The following is a 16,436-nucleotide window of genomic DNA, read 5'->3' as shown; positions in this document are numbered from 1 at the left end:
GGTCATCGGCGTCCCCGCCTGTACCGCGCCTTCAGCATCGCGGCTCCGGGTGAACAAACTGTTAACCCTACTGTTAACCCTGCCGGCTTCCTCTCTGGAAAAATATCCTCGGGGGGTGAGGCGCGTCAGCGGCGAGGGGGGCAGAAGGCCCCCCTGCGCGGTTGGTCAAAGGGTGCTGGTGTCAGGCTTCCGGGCCGGGTCGGCCAGCGCCAAGAGGCGCGTGCAATCGACATGCGCCTCAAGATGGTCGGCCAGTGCATCAAGCGTGTCTTCGACCGTTACGTCATAGCTGACATTGCCCGGGGTTGCGCCAAGGCTGGCGAGGAACGCCCGGCGAAAGGCGTCGGCGGTGAACATGCCGTGAAGATAGCTGCCCATTACCCGGCCATCGGCGCGCTGCGCCCCTTCGGGCAGACCGTTCACGGTGAAGATCGGCTGGGCGCGGTCCGCACCTTCGGTGCGGCCGAGGTGGATTTCGTAGCCTTTCACTTGCGTGCCTGAGCCGGGGTGGATCGCCTCGGTTTCCGTGACGCGCTTGTCGGGGGTCATCACGGTGGTGACATCCAGCAGGCCAAGGCCGGGAACGCTGCCGGGATTGCCTTCGATCCCGTCCGGGTCGGCGATTTCGCGTCCCAGCATCTGATAACCGCCACAAAGGCCCAGCACGCAAGCCCCCCTGCGCATCGCTGCGGCGAGGTCGATGTCCCAGCCTTGGGCGCGGAAAAAGGCAAGGTCGGCGATGGTGGCCTTCGAGCCGGGCAGGATGATCAGGTCAGCCTCGACCGGCAGGGGTTGGCCGGGGGGGATGATCTTCAATGTCACTCCCGGTTCCTGCGCCAGCGGGTCGAGGTCGTCGAAATTGGCGATCCGGGAAAGCCGGGGAACGGCGATCAGGAAGGCACCCGTCCCCCGCGAGCCGCCAAGGTCTGTCGCGTCTTCGGCGGGAAGCCGGTGCGCTTGGGCAAACCACGGGACCACCCCAAGGCCGGGCCAGCCGGTGCGCTGTTCGATCAGCTGATAGCCATCGTCAAACAGCCGGGGGTCGCCGCGGAACTTGTTGATCAGGAAGCCCCGGATCATCGCCGCGTCTTCCGCGTCAAGCACGGCCTGGGTGCCAACCAGTTGCGCAATTACCCCGCCGCGGTCGATGTCGCCGGTCAGGATCACCGGCACGTCGGCTGCCCGGGCAAAGCCCATGTTGGCGATATCTCCGGCCCGCAGATTGACTTCGGCTGGGCTGCCTGCGCCTTCGACGATCACCAGATCGGCCTCGGCCATCAGGCGGTGAAAGCTGTCCAGCACCGGGGCCATCAGTCGCGGTTTCAACGCCGCGTAGTCGCGGGCGCGAACGGTGGCAAGCCGATTGCCCTGCACGATGACCTGCGCGCCGGTTTCCGATTCCGGCTTAAGCAGCACCGGGTTCATGTGGACGGTCGGGGCCACCCCGCATGCACGGGCTTGCAGGGCTTGCGCGCGGCCAATCTCGCCACCTTCCGCAACGGCAGCGTTGTTCGACATGTTCTGCGGCTTGAACGGGCGGACGGTCAGCCCCTGTCGGGCGAAGGCGCGGCAGAGGCCGGCGACCAGCATGGATTTCCCGACGTTGGAGCCTGCGCCCTGAATCATGATGCGGGCGCTCATCCGGGCAAGCTCATGATCTGCGGGCCATCAGCCAAAGGAAGAACACCCCGCCGATCAGCCCGGTGACAACGCCGATCGGCATATCCTCGGGGGCCATCACCACGCGCGCAAGCGTGTCGGCAAGCACCAGAAAGATCGCACCCAGCAGCGCCGAAAGCGGCAGCACACGCGCGTTGTCGCCGCCGGCGATTAGGCGGACAAGGTGGGGCATCATCAGCCCGACAAAACCGATGATACCGGAAAAGGCGACCATGACGCCGGTGATCAGCGCCCCGGCCACGAAAACCGACAGACGGAACCGGGCCACGGGGATGCCAAGCGATGCGGCGGTCTCATCGCCAAGGCTCATCGCATTCAGCGCCGGGGCTTGCGACCAAAGCCAAAGCCCGGCAGGCACAAGCACGGCGACCGGGTAGATCAGATGCGCCCATTGGGCAAGGCCAAGGCCGCCCAGCATCCAGAACACGACAGTATGGGTGGCCTTGGGATCGCCAAGAAAGATCAGGATATTGGCCCCGGCCATGATGACAAAGCTGATCGCGACCCCGGCCAGAACCAGACGGTCAGCGCTGGTGGCTCCGGTCAGCCGGGCGGCGGCAAGGACCATCAGGGTGGCTGCCAGCGCGCCCCCGAAAGCCATGAGCGGGACGGTCAGCAGCCCAAGGAAAAGCCCGGTGTGCAAAAGGGCCGCAATGGCTCCGAAAGCCCCCCCTGACGAGATGCCCAGAAGGTGCGGGTCGGCCAGTGGGTTCCGTGTGACCGCCTGCAAGGCGGCACCGGTGACCCCAAGCCCCGCGCCGACAAGGGCGGCAAGGATCGCGCGGGGAAAGCGGATGTCCCAGACGATGGCCTCGCGCCCCGGGGTCCAGTCCGGGGTGACAAGGCCGGGGGCAAGATGATGGGCAAGGATGCCCCAGACGGCAGACAGCGGCACCGCCACCGCGCCGACCGACACCGCCAGCAGGATGGCCGCCAAAAGCGCCCCCGCCCCGCCAAGCCCCAGCGCCGCCGCCCGCGTCAAGCGAAGCGCCGGGCTGATGGGTGTGACAAGCGGGGTTTCGGTCACGTCACTGCCCCTTGAAGCCTGCGACCAGCTTTTCCACCGCCGCGATGTTGCGGGGGCCGGGGGTCGCTTCGACATATTCCAGCACGACATAACGACGGTTCCGCACCGCGTCGATACCTGCAAAGGCGGGGTTCTGTTCAAGGAAGGCGATCTTCTGGTCGGCTGTCACCTCGCCATAGTTGACGATGATGATCACTTGCGGGTTACGCTCCACCACCGGTTCCCATGCGACAGTGGCCCAGCTTTTATCCAGATCGTCCATGATGTTGCTGCCGCCCGCCGCCTCGATCATCGCGGTGGGTATTGCGTAGCGCCCGGCGGTGAAGGCGGTTTCCTCGCCCGAATCATAGACGAAGACGCGCAGGGGCTGCGCTGGGTCTACCGTGGCGGTGACTTCGGCAAGCCGGGCCTCATATCCCGCCACCAAAGCCTTTGCGCGGTCTTCGACCCCGAAGATCCGGCCAAGGTTCAGAAGATCGACATACATGTCCTGCATCGAGATTTTCGGGCGCGGGCCGATGTGAATGCAGCTTTCCGTCAGCTCGTAGGTCTTGATCCCGAAGGGTTCCAGCGTCTCGGGCGTGACCTCGCCACCGACCTTCATGCCGTAGTTCCACCCCGCAAAGAAGAAATCCGGTTCGGCCCCCAAAAGGACTTCCCGGGTCGGATATTTGGCCGACAGTTCGGGCAGTTCAGCGATGCCTTCGCGCAGCTCGGCGTCCAGCGTCTTCCAGCCGGAAACCCCGGTATAGCCAACCATCCGGTCTGCCAGCCCAAGCGCCAGCATCATCTCGATCAGGTTGACGTCATTGGCAATGGCGCGGGTCGGGGCGGTGTCAAAGGTCACCTGACGGTCACAGCTTTGCACGGTGACCGGAAAGGCAAAGACCGGGGTCGAGGCGAAGAGAAAGGCGATTAGGGCGGCGCGCATGTCAGTGGTCCTGAAGATGAAAGGAAAAGCGGGGTGTGTCGCCTGACCGGTCCACCCGGGCGGCAACGCTGAAGGCGGCCGAGATCGTGGCCTCGCACAGCGCCTGATCCGGGGGCGCATCGGCAATCACGCGGCCGTCGCGCAGGATCAGCACCCGGTCGGCGAATTCGGCGGCAAGGGTCAGGTCATGCAGGGTGCAGACCACGGCAAGGCCAAGACCGCGCAACAGCCGCAGCAGTTCAAGCTGGTGGCGGATATCCAGATGGTTGGTCGGCTCGTCCAGTATCAGGACGCGGGGTTCCTGTGCCAGGGCGCGCGCGACCATCACCCGCTGACGTTCGCCGCCCGAAAGCGTGCCAAAGGGCCGGTCGGCCAGATCGGCAAGGTCCATCCGATGCAAGGCAGCCCCGACAACAGCCCGGTCCCGCAAGCCCGGCCCGAAGCCCTGCCGATGCGGCAGACGCCCCAGGGCCACGATCTGCCTTGCAGTCAGGGCAAAATCGGTGGGCTGTTCCTGCAAGACGGCGGCTACCGTCCGCGCCACCTCGCGCGCGGGAAGCTGCCACAGGTCGCGGCCCTCCAGTGTGACGGTGCCGCGATGCGGGGCCTGATGGCGATACAGAAGCCGCAAGAGCGAAGATTTCCCTGCCCCGTTCGCGCCGCAGATGGCCAGCACTTCGCCTGCATCCAGCGCAAAGCTGATGTCATGCAGGATATCGGGTTGCCGTCTTGGCCCCCAGAACACCCCGTTGACCTGAAGGACAGGCGTCACGCGCGCCCCCTTTGCCGGTCGGATACCGAGACCAGAGGCCCCGCGAAAGACGTCATCGAATACTCCTTCCGGGACACCCCGCCCGGTGGTTGACTGCTTCGATGGCAGGTCTCCTGACTCGCGGGTCTGGGCTTGCCCCACCTTCCCGGCCCCCGAAACGTTCGGAACGGGCCAGTGGCAACGGGGGTCGCTCGCCGCTTACAGTTGCGGGGGCAGTCACGGATTTGGCGGCTGTTGCCTACACCACACCGTATTCCCTTTTCACCCGGCCGCGCGTGGTTTGGCCGGGAACCATCAGCTCAAGCAATGCGACGGAACGCCACCGGGTTCAATATCGAAAGCGACATCCCCGGCATCGCCCGCGGCAGTTGCCCTGCCGTCAGGGTAGAAGCGCCTTCAACTCGGCCTGCACCGTTTCAAACGCGGCCAGAAACCGGCCGGGCATGTCGGTGGCGGGCGTCGTGCCGCTGGCCATACCGACATTCAACGCGGCAAGGACGCGCCCGCGGGAATTGCGCAGCGGCACGGCCAGCGATTGCAGGCCAAGCTCGACTTCTTGGTCGATCACGGCATGGCCCTGGGTACGAACCCGCACCAGTTCGGCCATGATGGCCTCAGGATCAGTCAGGGTCAGTTGCGTCCGGGCTGGCAGGGGGCCATCCCCCAGAACCGCCCGGACCTGATCTGGCGGCAGCGCGGCCAACAGCACCCGGCCCATGCTGGTGCAATAGGCCGGCAAGCGGCTTCCGGGCATCAGGGCGATCGACATCACCTTGCGCTGCGCCGCACGCGCCACATAGACGATTTCCGCCCCGTCAAGCACCGAAACCGAGGTGCTTTCGCCAATCACCTCGGACAGCTGGTCCAGAAGCGGTTGCACGATCTGCGGCAGGGGCATGGTGGCCAGACAGGCCGTGCCAAGCCGCAACACGCGCGGCGTCAGGGTGAAGAACTTGCCGTCGTAATCGGCATAGCCTTCATGCGCCAGCGTCAACAGGCAGCGCCGGGTCGTGGCGCGGTCCAGCCCCGAGGCCGCCGCGGCCTCGGCAATCGATTGGCGCGGGCGGTCGGCGGTGAAGGTCTCGATCACCGCAAGGCCCTTGGCCAGGCCACCCATGATGTCGCGGTCGGTGATGCTCATGTTGTCGGTCTTTAGTGCGATATGCGAACAAAGATAGCATATCGCACAAATGCAGTAGACGGAAAGGGCCATCGTGACGTAAGCCCGAACGTAACGGGGGCTTGCGCCCCGCACATGAGGTTTTGATGGACAAGACACTTCCCTCGCTTGCCGCCGCCGTTGCCGGGATCGAAGACGGCATGACGGTGATGATTGGCGGCTTCGGCGGGTCAGGCGCGCCGATTGAACTGATCCACGCGCTGATCGACCGCTTCATCGCCACCGGCCATCCGAAGGATCTGACGGTGGTGAACAACAACGCGGGCAATGGCCATGTGGGGCTGGCTGCGCTGATCGAACAGGGGATGGTCCGAAGGCTGATCTGTTCCTTCCCGCGCTCGGCCGATCCGGTGGTTTTCACCGAACGCTACCTTGCCGGGCAGATCGAACTGGAACTTGTGCCGCAAGGCACCTTGGCCGAACGGATCCGGGCCGGGGGCGCGGGCATCCCGGCCTTCTATACCCCGACGAGCTTCGGCACGGACCTTGCCGCGGGCAAGCCGGTGGAGGTGTTCGAAGGCCGCCCCTATGTGCGGGAACGCTGGCTCAAGGCCGACTATGCGCTGGTCAAGGCGCATCTCGGCGACCGGCTGGGCAATCTGACCTACCGGATGGCAGCGCGGAACTTCAATCCGCTGATGTGCATGGCGGCGCGTGTTACCATCGCGCAGGTCAGCAGGATTGTTGAGCCGGGCGGCATCGACCCCGAAAGCGTGATCACCCCCGGGATCTTCGTTCAGGGCGTTGTCGCGGTGCCTGATCCGGCGCAGGAAGAAGACCTCAACCGCGCCAAGGCCGTCTATCCCAAGGTGCAGGCATGACCGACAAACTGACCCCTACGCAAATTGCATGGCGCGCGGCGCAGGACATTGCCGATGGCGCTTATGTTAACCTTGGCATCGGCTTTCCCGAGATGGTGGCGCGGTTTCAGCCACCCGGCCGCGAAGCGATCTTTCACACCGAAAACGGCATCCTCGGCTTTGGCGAGGCGCCACCCGCCGGGCAAGAGGACTGGGATCTGATCAACGCGGGCAAGAAGGCGGTCACGCTGAAGCCCGGAACGGCGTTTTTCCACCATGCCGACAGCTTTGCCATGGTGCGGGGCGGCCATCTGGATGTGGCCATCCTTGGCGCCTATGAGGTGGCGGAAAACGGCGATCTGGCCAACTGGTCAACCGGCCCGAAAGGCGTTCCCGCTGTCGGCGGCGCGATGGATCTGGTCCATGGGGCCAAGCGCGTCGCGGTGATCACCGAGCATGTGACAAAGGACGGCAAGCCCAAGCTCGTCAAGGCGTGCAGCCTTCCCCTGACTGGCGTGGCCTGTGTCACACGGGTCTATACCAGCCTTGCCGTGATTGATATCGAGGGCGGGCGCTTCCTCTTGCGCGAAAAGCTGCCCTCGCTGACCGTTGCGGCCCTTCAGGCGCTGACGGGGTCCGAACTTCACCTGACCGGCCCGGTGGCCGACCTTATCGTCCCGGAGCTTTGAGACATGACCGACGTTTTCATCTGCGACTACATCCGCACCCCGATTGGCCGCTATGGCGGCAGCCTGTCCGCGGTGCGGACCGACGATCTGGGCGCGGTACCCCTGCGGGCGCTGATGGCGCGCAATCCGGGCGTGGACTGGGAAGCCGTCGATGACGTGATCTTCGGCTGTGCCAACCAGGCCGGCGAGGACAATCGCAATGTGGCGCGGATGTCGTTGCTTCTGGCCGGGCTGCCGGTCGGCGTGACCGGAACCACGATCAACAGGCTTTGCGGTTCGGGCATGGATGCGGTTCTGACCGCCGCCCGCCAGATCGCCGCGGGCGAGGCGGGGCTGGTGGTCGCCGGTGGCGTCGAAAGCATGAGCCGCGCGCCCTTCGTGATGCCCAAGGCCGACAGCGCCTTTTCCCGCAATGCCGAGATCTACGACACTACGATCGGATGGCGTCTGGTGAACCCGGCGATGCAAGCCGCCTATGGCACAGACTCGATGCCCCAGACCGGGCAGAACGTGGCGGATGATTATGGCATCAGCCGCGAGGCGCAGGACGCCATGGCTTTGGCAAGTCAGGCCAAGGCTTCAGCGGCACAGTCCAACGGGCGGCTTCAGACCGAGATCACGCCCGTCACGATCCCGCAGCGCAAGGGCGATGCGCTTGTCGTGGACAGCGACGAACACCCCCGCGTCACGACGCTGGACTCGCTTTCCCGGCTGAAACCCCTGTTTGCCGACGGATCGGTGACGGCGGGCAATGCCAGCGGCGTCAATGACGGCGCGGCGGCGCTGGTTCTTGCCTCTGAAGCTGCGGCAAAGGCGCATGGCCTGACACCGGTCGCGCGCGTCCTTGGTGGTGCCACGGCCGGGGTGCCGCCCCGGATCATGGGGATCGGGCCGGCGCCGGCCAGTCAGAAGCTGATGGCGCGGCTGGGTCTGTCGCAGGCGGATTTCGACGTGATCGAGCTCAACGAGGCCTTCGCCGCCCAAGGCATCGCCACCCTGCGCCAGCTTGGCATTGCCGACGATGACCCCCGGGTGAACCCCAATGGCGGGGCGATTGCGCTGGGTCACCCCCTGGGCATGTCCGGCGCGCGCATCACCGGTACAGCGGCGCTGGAGCTTGCCAGGGGTGGCGGGCGGCGGTCCCTTTCCACCATGTGCATCGGTGTGGGTCAGGGCATCGCCATCGCGCTGGAACGGGTCTGACCCGCGCCTCAGCCCCGCCGTTCGGGTGCAAGCGGCGGGCGGTTGCGCGAGGCAAGCTCAACCGCCGCATTGGTGCCAATCCCGGTCATGCACAAAAGCCGGGCGATGATCTGTTCGGTGCTGCTGGCCGGAAGCTGGCCCTTGGTGATCGCAAGGCTTGCTCCGATCAGCGCATGGGTCGTCACGCGCCAGACCAGTTCCGGATTTGACACCTCGAACCGTCCGGCTTGCGAGGCAAGGCGCAGGTCACGGATCGCGAATTGCCCCATGACCCGGAACATTGCGTCGGCAATGACCTCGGACCGGTTCAGAAGCTGCTTCCAGCGGTCGTCCTGCGTGGCGGTGTCAAGAACGGTGCGGATCCCGAAAGCATAGACCTGCGCCGGATCATCGAAGGTGTTCGTGACCTCTTCGATGCGGACGCCAAGGTCATGCATCAGGGTTTCCAGCACCGCGATGGCCAGTTCATCCTTGGACCGGAAGTAGTTGTAGACCGTTCCGGCCCCCACATCGGCGCGCTCGGCGATTTCCAGCATCGTGGCGGCGTCCACACCTTTTTCCGACATCACGTCGCGCGCAGCGGCAATCAGCGCCGCGCGGTTGCGGCGCTGGCGACGGGCAACGCGCCCTTCCTCGACAGGCTGTTCGGTCATGGCGGTCTCCGCGCATTGAAAACGAATCGTATTCGGAAATGAGGCGCCTCACAACCGGCGCCAGGCAGGCAACCCTGCATGCGGCCGGTCCCGATTTCCCGACCGAGCATGGAAACCCCTTTTGGTCAATACCTTGACCCCAAGCTCCCGGACATGATCCGCAGTCTTAAATGACTATTCGGCAAAGTTGACGATAATTCATTTTATTGCTAGCCTTTTGCTTCATCAGGCGGCCCTTCGGCTTTGTCGGGTCCGTAAACGGAGGAGGAAGACGGGATGAACACGCAGATCTCGACGGCTTTTGACACTGACGTCGCTATCGTGGGTGCGGGCCCGGTGGGGACGCTGCTGGCCATTCTTCTGGGGCGCACGGGCAAGCGTGTTACCCTGATCGAACGCTGGACCAGGCATTACAGCCTGCCGCGCGCCGTGACCTATGACCACGAGATCGCCCGGATCCTTGCAACGCTTGATATCGATTCCGAAACCGACCCGGCGATCAGCCACCATGACGAGCTTTACTACTGGCGCAATCGCGACCTTCAGGATCTTCAGATCGTCGACTGGCAAAGCACCTCGGCCTCGGGCTGGCGGGTGCGCTACTGGTTCAACCAGCCGCTGCTGGAAAAGCGCCTGCTGAAGCTGGCGGCCGGAATTCCGTCGATCACCCTTATGCGCGGCTGGAACGGCATCGCGCTGGAACAGGACGGGGACGGCGCCACCCTGTCCTTGAAGCAGAACCCCGAAGACTATGGCCCCGACGGCGAAAGCCGCAGCCTCAGGACGAAATTCGTGGTCGGAACGGATGGCGCCAACAGCTTTGTCCGCGAAACGCTGGGCATTGAGAACGAGGACAAGGGCTATTTCTTCGACTGGCTGATCCTCGACATGATTCCGCGGTTTGATTACTGCGCCTCGCGCCCGGACGATCCGGCCCAATGGCAGCTTTGCGATCCGAAGCGCCCAACGACCGTTGTCCCCGGCGGCCCCGGCCCGGTGCCGGGCGGCCCGGACCGCCGGAGGTGGGAGTTCATGGTGCTGCCGGGCGAATCCGTGCAGGACTTGCAGCGGCCCGAAAAGGCGTGGGAGCTGTTGCAGCCCTGGGGTCTGACCCCGGACAATGCCGAACTTGAACGCGCCGCCGTCTACCGGTTTCAAGCGCGCTGGGCGAAGCAGTGGCACAAGGGCCGCTGCCTGATCGGGGGTGATGCGGCCCACCTGATGCCGCCCTTCGCCGGCGAAGGCATGTGTGCCGGTGTCCGGGATGCGGTGGCAATGGCGTGGCGCCTGAACATGATCCTTGAAGGCAAGGCCGGTCTTGGCCTTCTGGAAAGCTACACGACCGAGCGCAAGGAACATGCCAAGCACTACATCAATTTCAGTCAGGAACTGGGCCAGATCATCTGCATCGCCGATGAAGCCGAAGGAAAGGCGCGCGATGCCCGGATGATCGCCGACCTTGCGGCCCGGGGCGGCACGCCGGTTCCGACCGATATCTGCCAGCTTGGGGCAGGTGTCTGGTCGACCGACAGCGCCCATGCGGGCGAATTGTCGGTGCAGGGCCGCGTCAGCTTTGACGGCAGGGCCGGGCGGTTCGATCAGGCCGTCGGGCAGGGCTGGGTTGCCCTTGGCTATGAGGCCGATCCGCTGGCCGCAATGACCGATGCCCAGCGCGCCGCCTTTGCCGGGATCGATGGCTTCGGCGTCACCCTTGGTGCTGCGGGCAGCGCGGCCGGGGTGATCGACAGTGACGGCACCTACAAGGCCTGGCTTGATGCAATCGACGCGCGTTTCGTGCTGATCCGGCCGGATTTCTATGTGGCCGTCACCGCCAGCACGCCCGAGGCTTTCCGCCAGCGCCTTGACGAGGTGTTCGGGGCGCTTGATCTGCCCTTGGCCGGGGCGATGGCCGCTGAATGACGGGGCGAAGGGGCGGGCCATCCTTGGCACCGCCCCTGCCAGCTTCCGGCGACGGGCGCTATTTCACCCAGCGCGCGCCTGCCTTGGCCAGCGCCACCGCCAGCACGATCCGGGCAACATGGTGCGCGGTCACATAGATCACGCTCATCTCAAGACTGAGGGCGATCAGGCTCATCTCGGCCAGCCCGCCCGGCGCGAAGGCAAGGAAGACGGCGGCTACCGGCTCGCCCACCACGGCATGCAGCGCCAGCGCAAAGCCAAGCGCGATGCCAAGCGCCACGATCCCGTTGATCGCCGCAAGCCATGCCCCGCGCCGCAGCACCCGGGCATCGGCCCCGACAAAGCGCGCGCCAAGGCCGGTTCCGACCACGATCTGCGTGACCGCGATCAGCCAGCCCGGCGGCACCCCTTCGACCCAGCCCAGCGCATGCGCCGCCGATGAGGCAAGGATCGGCCCGGTGATGATCCAGCCCGGCAACCGCGCCGCCTTGCCAAGCAGCACCCCCAAAATCCCGGACACCAAAAGGATCACCACATCGCGCAGGCCCAGGGGGACAGCAGCCCCCACCATCTCCACCCCCGAGGCGGAGCCGACCGAATGACCCGTGACGCCAAGAAAGATCAGCGGGACGGCGACGATGGTGCCGATCAGGCGCAGGAATTGCAGCACGGTCAGCAAGGCGACATCTGCGCCCGCCTCTTCGCCCAGCTGGACGCTTTCGATCAGACCGCCGGGCACGGCCCCGAAAAAGGCGGTCTTCGCGTCCAGCCCGCCCCGGCGGAAGATCAGGAAGGCGACGGCATGGGCCAAGGGGATGAACAGGCACAGCGCCAGAAGTGACGGCAGCCAGCCAAGCGCCTGTGACACCACCGCAGGCGTGAAGGCCCCGCCGATGGCAACCCCGATCACCGGCACGAAGCACATGCGCAAGGGTGGCGGCAGGGTGATCGGTCGGCCAAGGGGCCTGATCCCCGCTATGGCCAGAAATCCCGTGACCATGAGAGACCCAAGCAGATAGCCCAGCGGCAGATGCAAGGCCTGCGCCACCGCGCCACCGATTGCGCCCAGTGTCAGGGTCAGGGCAAGGGCCGCAGGGTCGCGCCCGATCAAGCCGGAAAGGCGGCGCATCACCAGTGCGGCGGCCGCTGGTTGGCGGCGGGGGCATCGCCTGCCACCTCACGCTCGGCCTCGCGCTCGGCCAGAAGCTGCGTCAGGCGGGTCAGCCGGTCAATCTCGGCTGCCTGACGGGTTACGACGTCCGACAGATCCTCGACCGCGCGGGTCAGGTGGCTGAGTCGTTCTTCCAGCGTCTCGATCCGGTCCATGTGGCACCCTTCGGGCGCTTGCCGCCCTTTGCCCCATCCGATACACGGGCCGCGAAGAAAAGCGAAGGGTCCGCACCCATGGCAAATGACAAACCCGCCCGCCGCCCGAAGGCCGAGACGCCGAAAGGCTTCCGCGACTATTTTGGCGCGGAAGTGACCGAGCGCAAGGCGATGCTGGACGCGATTGCCGGGGTCTATCATCGCTATGGCTTCGATCCCCTGGAAACCAGTGCCGTGGAAACGGTCGAGGCGCTGGGCAAGTTCCTGCCCGACGTCGACCGCCCGAACGAAGGCGTCTTTGCCTGGCAAGAGGATGAGGCCGACTGGCTGGCGCTGCGCTATGACCTGACGGCCCCCCTTGCCCGCGTGGCCGCGCAGTATCGCAACGACCTGCCCTCGCCTTACCGGCGCTATGCGATGGGGCCGGTCTGGCGGAATGAAAAGCCCGGTCCGGGGCGGTTCCGGCAGTTCTACCAGTGCGATGCCGATACTGTGGGGTCGGGGTCGGTTGCCGCCGATGCCGAGATCTGCGCGATGCTGGCGGATGCGCTGGAGACGGTCGGCATCCCGCGTGGCGACTATGTGGTGAAGGTGAACAACCGCAAGGTTTTGAATGGGGTGATGGAGGTCGCGGGCCTGGCCGGGGACGACAAAGACGCCGAACGCGGCATCGTCCTGCGCGCCATCGACAAGATCGACCGACTGGGGCCGGAGGGCGTGCGCGCCCTGCTGGGCGAGGGCCGCAAGGACGAGAGCGGCGATTTCACCAAGGGCGCGGGGCTGAATGAAGCTCAGGCAGCAGTCGTGATGGGCTTCACCAACGCCAAGCGCGACAGTGGCGCGGAAACTGTCGCGCGACTGCACGAATTGGTTGGCAGGTCAGTGATCGGCGCCGAAGGCGTTGACGAACTTGAACAAATCGCCTCTCTCCTTGCCGCTCAAGGCTACGGCCCCGACCGCATCGTCATCGACCCTGGCGTCGTTCGGGGCCTCGGCTACTATACCGGCCCGGTCTATGAGGCCGAACTCACCTTCCAGATCACCGACGAAAAGGGCCGTCCGCGCAACTTCGGCTCGGTCGCCGGGGGCGGGCGCTATGACGGCCTCGTTAAGCGCTTCACCGGGCAGGACGTGCCGGCAACGGGCGTTTCCATCGGCGTTGACCGTCTTCTGGCCGCGCTGCGGGCCAAGGGGCGGACGCAAGGGGAAAGCGAAGGGCCGGTCGTCGTCACCGTGATGGACCGCGACCGGATGGCGGATTACATGGCCATGGTCGGTGAGTTGCGGCAGGCGGGCATCCGGGCCGAGGTCTATCTGGGCAACCCGAAAAACTTCGGCAACCAGCTGAAATATGCCGACAAGCGGCAGTCGCCCATCGCCGTCATCCAGGGCGGGAACGAGGCGGCCGAGGGAAAGGTGATCCTGAAAGACCTGATCCTTGGCGCGAAAATCGCCGAAAGCGCCACGCTGGAGGAATGGAAGGACCGCCCGGCGCAGGTGCTGGTGGACCGCGCCGATCTGGTGGCGGAAGTCCGAAAGATGCTGGAGAAATGACCCCCAAAGCCGCCATCCGCGCCGAGGCTGAACGGCTGCACGCGGCCTTTGTGGCCGCTGGTGCCGTGCCGGTTGAGGCGGATATCCTCTTGCCCGCCGAAACCCTGCTGGACCTTTACGGCGAAGACATCCGCGCCCGCGCCTACACCACGCATGACCCCCTGCGCGGCGAGATGATGCTGCGCCCGGATTTTACCGTGCCGGTGGTGCAGGCGCATATGTCCCACGGCGCGGAACCGGCGCGGTATTGCTATCTGGGCGAGGTGTTCAGGAAACAGGACCGTATATCGGACCGCGCGTCGGAATATCTGCAAGTCGGGTTCGAGGTTTTTGACCGCACCGCCCCCGAAGCCGCCGACGCCGAGGTGTTCGCGCTGTTTCAAGCCATGCTGGCAGACCTTGCCTTGCGTCCGGCGACCGGGGATATCGGCATCCTGATGTCGGCTGTTCGCGGCCTTGACACCACGCCGCGCCGTCGGGCTGCACTGTTGCGCCATATCTGGCGGCCCAAGCGGTTTCGCGCGCTTCTTGACCGGTTTGCGGGGCGGGCTCCGATCCCTGCGGCGCGGGCGCGGCTCTTGGAACGGCTGGCCAAAGGCACGCCCGAGGCGTTGATCGCCGAAGCGGGAACTTTCGTGGGCCTGCGTTCCGCCGATGAGATCGCGGCGCGGGCGGTGGCCTTGCTGGAGGATGCCGGGGCAAAGCCCATTTCGGCCCCTGAAGCGGCAATGCTTTATGACCTTCTGACGCTGGAAGCCCCGGCTGCGGCGGCCCTTTTGCATCTGCGCGGCATAACCCCGATGCTGCCCGCCATCGCCCCGGCGGTGGACCGTTTCGCCGCGCGGCTGGAGGCTTTGTCAGCCCGGGGCGTGGACGTGTCCGCCTTGCCCTTCGAGGCCAGCCACGGCCGCACCAGCCTTGAATACTATGACGGCTTTGTCTTCAGCTTCCACGCCGCGGACGCGGGTCTGCCGCCGGTGGCCTCGGGCGGGCGCTATGACGCTTTGACGGCTGTGCTGGGGCAGGGCGCGTCGATCCCGGCGGTTGGCGGGGTGATCCGGCCCGGTCTGGTGGCGCGGCTCAGGGGGCTGTCATGATCAAGATCGGGGTGCCATCCAAGGGCCGGTTGATGGAGCAGACCTTTGCCTGGTTTGGCGCACGCGGTCTGGCGATGCGGCGGACCGGGGCCGAGCGGGAATATTCCGGCGCGGTTGACGGGATCGACGGGGTGGAGTTGGTCCTGCTTGCCGCTTCCGAAGTGCCGCGCGAACTGGAAGCGGGGCGCATCGATCTGGGCGTGACCGGAACCGACCTTGTGCGCGAGGAACTGGCCGATTGGGGCCGGGTGGTGGCAGAGGTTGCCCCCTTGGGCTTTGGTCAGGCCGATCTGATCCTTGCGGTGCCATCGGTCTGGGTCGACGTCGATACGCTGGACGATCTGGACGCGGCTGCGGCGGCATTTCGGGCGGCGCATGGCTTCCGGCTGCGGATCGCCACGAAATATCACCGGCTGGTGCGCGACTTCCTGACCGAGAACGGCGTGGCGGATTACCAGCTTGTTGACAGCCTTGGGGCCACCGAAGGCACGGTGAAGAACCTGACGGCCGAAGCGATTGCCGACATCACCTCATCGGGTGAGACGTTGCGCGCGAACCACCTGAAGATCCTTTCGGACGGGTTGATCCTGCGGTCCGAGGCGATGCTGTTTCGGGCGCGCGCGTCGCAGGCCGACCTTGGGCCGTTGATGGCTCGGCTGGGGCTTTAGGCTCTTGTGCGGCTGACAAGGGCCACACCAAGCCCGGCAAGCACAAGCCCGGCCCAGCCAAGGGGCGGCATCGCCTCGCCCAGCAGCGGCCAGGCAAACAGGGCGGACAGCGCCGGAACAAGGTAGAACAGCGCCGAGACCCGGGCCACCTGCCCCGCGCGGATCATCGCCAGCAACAGCGTCATCGCCAGCAGCGAATTGCCGATGACCAGATAGGCCAGAACCGCCACAAACTCGCCATTCCACGCGATGGCCATGCTTTCGGTGGCCCATGCGGCGGGCAAGGTGAACCCTGCCCCGACCGCGTACTGGATCAGGTTCGACGTGACGGGATGATGCGTCACGCCAAAGCGCTTTTCCCAAAGCGTGCCGCCGGTGATTCCGGCAAGTGCCAGCACGGCGCAGGCGATGCCGAAGGCATTTTCGGCTTCAATGCCTGACCGGCCAAGGATCACCAACGCGGCGCCCGCAAGGCCAAGCGCAAGGCCGATCCAGCCGCGACGGGAGACTGTCTCGCCCACGAAGCCGGGGGCGGCAAGGGCCACGAGGATCGGTTGCAGGCAGACGATGATCGCAACGCCACCGGCGGAAACCCCGGATTTGAAGGCGACATAGCACAGGCCGAAGTAGACGACCTGGATCAGGAAGCCGACAATTGCGACATCGGCCCAGGCGCGGGCGGTCTTGGGCATCGGTGGCCGCAGAACCAGCGCCAATGGAACCAGCAGGACCAGAACGCAGGAATAGCGCAGCGCAAGCAGGGTCAGCGGCTGGGCATGTTCAAGGCCAAGTTTGGCGATGGCAAATCCCGCTGACCAGAGGATCAGAAATACGACAGGGGCGACAAGGATCATCGGGCGCGGCATCTGCCACTCATGCCCCGTAGACCAGGCAAAGGAAAGGCCGCTCAGGCGCGGCGGAGACCGGGGAAGGCGA

The 16,436-nt window shown here is 65.7% G+C and carries 16 protein-coding genes and 1 riboswitch; of the genes, 7 read left to right on the top strand and 9 right to left on the bottom strand.

The genetic code is table 11. The features are described 5' to 3' along the window. Positions 1-165: 165 nt before the first annotated feature. From QUV21_RS05735 to QUV21_RS05715, 5 genes are all read right to left on the bottom strand, one after another. Positions 166-1,641 carry a cobyric acid synthase gene (locus QUV21_RS05735; RefSeq protein ID WP_300853673.1) on the bottom strand — a complete coding sequence of 492 codons (1,476 nt, stop codon included), beginning with the start codon at positions 1,639-1,641 and terminating at the stop codon, positions 166-168. A 10-nt stretch (positions 1,642-1,651) separates the two neighbouring features. Further along, positions 1,652-2,662: an iron ABC transporter permease gene (locus QUV21_RS05730; RefSeq protein ID WP_300853851.1), complete on the bottom strand. Its 1,011-nt coding sequence runs from the start codon at positions 2,660-2,662 to the stop codon at positions 1,652-1,654. 46 nt (positions 2,663-2,708) lie between these two features. After that, entirely contained in the window at positions 2,709-3,638 is a 930-nt protein-coding gene (locus QUV21_RS05725; protein WP_300853672.1) for an ABC transporter substrate-binding protein, read from the bottom strand. A gap of 1 nt (position 3,639) precedes the next feature. Beyond that, positions 3,640-4,410 (bottom strand): ABC transporter ATP-binding protein, encoded by a 771-nt coding sequence (locus QUV21_RS05720; protein WP_300853671.1) that lies wholly within the window; start codon positions 4,408-4,410, stop codon positions 3,640-3,642. An 85-nt stretch (positions 4,411-4,495) separates the two neighbouring features. After that, positions 4,496-4,721, bottom strand: a riboswitch (cobalamin riboswitch). Between the two features lie 68 nt (positions 4,722-4,789). Then, a complete protein-coding gene (locus QUV21_RS05715; RefSeq protein ID WP_300853670.1) occupies positions 4,790-5,551 on the bottom strand; it encodes an IclR family transcriptional regulator C-terminal domain-containing protein in 762 nt (253 codons plus the stop codon). A gap of 125 nt (positions 5,552-5,676) precedes the next feature. On the opposite strand from QUV21_RS05715, the gene QUV21_RS05710 reads away from it, so the two are divergent. The 3 genes from QUV21_RS05710 to pcaF are packed head-to-tail and all read left to right on the top strand — an operon-like array spanning position 5,677 to position 8,282. Further along, positions 5,677-6,411, top strand: a complete 735-nt coding sequence (locus tag QUV21_RS05710; RefSeq protein ID WP_300853669.1) for a 3-oxoacid CoA-transferase subunit A — start codon at positions 5,677-5,679, stop codon at positions 6,409-6,411. After that, the gene (locus QUV21_RS05705; protein ID WP_300853668.1) at positions 6,408-7,079 is read left to right on the top strand and encodes a 3-oxoacid CoA-transferase subunit B; all 672 of its coding nucleotides are present in this window, start codon (positions 6,408-6,410) and stop codon (positions 7,077-7,079) included. The genes QUV21_RS05710 and QUV21_RS05705 overlap by 4 nt, the downstream gene beginning before the upstream one ends. A 3-nt stretch (positions 7,080-7,082) precedes the next feature. Next, the gene (gene pcaF / locus QUV21_RS05700) at positions 7,083-8,282 is read left to right on the top strand and encodes a 3-oxoadipyl-CoA thiolase (RefSeq protein WP_300853667.1); all 1,200 of its coding nucleotides are present in this window, start codon (positions 7,083-7,085) and stop codon (positions 8,280-8,282) included. Between the two features lie 8 nt (positions 8,283-8,290). Here the strand turns inward: pcaF and QUV21_RS05695 are convergent, their stop codons facing one another. Next, a complete protein-coding gene (locus QUV21_RS05695) occupies positions 8,291-8,935 on the bottom strand; it encodes a TetR/AcrR family transcriptional regulator (protein WP_300853666.1) in 645 nt (214 codons plus the stop codon). 276 nt (positions 8,936-9,211) lie between these two features. Here QUV21_RS05695 and QUV21_RS05690 point away from each other — a divergent pair, with 276 nt between their 5' ends. Next, positions 9,212-10,855 carry a bifunctional 3-(3-hydroxy-phenyl)propionate/3-hydroxycinnamic acid hydroxylase gene (locus QUV21_RS05690; protein ID WP_300853665.1) on the top strand — a complete coding sequence of 548 codons (1,644 nt, stop codon included), beginning with the start codon at positions 9,212-9,214 and terminating at the stop codon, positions 10,853-10,855. Between the two features lie 58 nt (positions 10,856-10,913). Here the strand turns inward: QUV21_RS05690 and QUV21_RS05685 are convergent, their stop codons facing one another. Next, entirely contained in the window at positions 10,914-11,984 is a 1,071-nt protein-coding gene (locus QUV21_RS05685; RefSeq protein ID WP_300853664.1) for an AbrB family transcriptional regulator, read from the bottom strand. Then, positions 11,984-12,181, bottom strand: a complete 198-nt coding sequence (locus tag QUV21_RS05680; protein WP_300853663.1) for a SlyX family protein — start codon at positions 12,179-12,181, stop codon at positions 11,984-11,986. Before QUV21_RS05680 ends, QUV21_RS05685 begins: the two co-directional genes overlap by 1 nt. 78 nt (positions 12,182-12,259) lie before the next feature. Between QUV21_RS05680 and hisS the strand changes: the two genes are divergently transcribed. Genes hisS through hisG form a run of 3 tightly spaced genes read left to right on the top strand, consistent with a single transcriptional unit; the run spans position 12,260 to position 15,500 of the window. Further along, a complete protein-coding gene (hisS, locus tag QUV21_RS05675; protein ID WP_300853662.1) occupies positions 12,260-13,735 on the top strand; it encodes a histidine--tRNA ligase in 1,476 nt (491 codons plus the stop codon). Then, positions 13,732-14,832 (top strand): ATP phosphoribosyltransferase regulatory subunit, encoded by a 1,101-nt coding sequence (locus QUV21_RS05670; protein ID WP_300853661.1) that lies wholly within the window; start codon positions 13,732-13,734, stop codon positions 14,830-14,832. Before hisS ends, QUV21_RS05670 begins: the two co-directional genes overlap by 4 nt. Further along, positions 14,829-15,500, top strand: a complete 672-nt coding sequence (gene hisG, locus QUV21_RS05665; protein ID WP_300853660.1) for an ATP phosphoribosyltransferase — start codon at positions 14,829-14,831, stop codon at positions 15,498-15,500. The genes QUV21_RS05670 and hisG overlap by 4 nt, the downstream gene beginning before the upstream one ends. On the opposite strand, the gene QUV21_RS05660 is transcribed toward hisG, so the two are convergent. Further along, positions 15,497-16,366, bottom strand: coding sequence for a DMT family transporter (locus QUV21_RS05660; RefSeq protein ID WP_300853659.1), 870 nt, complete (start codon positions 16,364-16,366; stop codon positions 15,497-15,499). The genes hisG and QUV21_RS05660 overlap by 4 nt on opposite strands. Positions 16,367-16,436 lie beyond the last annotated feature (70 nt).

It is taken from the genome of Tabrizicola sp., assembly GCF_030373185.1.
Taxonomy (GTDB): domain Bacteria; phylum Pseudomonadota; class Alphaproteobacteria; order Rhodobacterales; family Rhodobacteraceae; genus Tabrizicola.
This window is presented reverse-complemented; position numbering and strand designations above follow the sequence as displayed.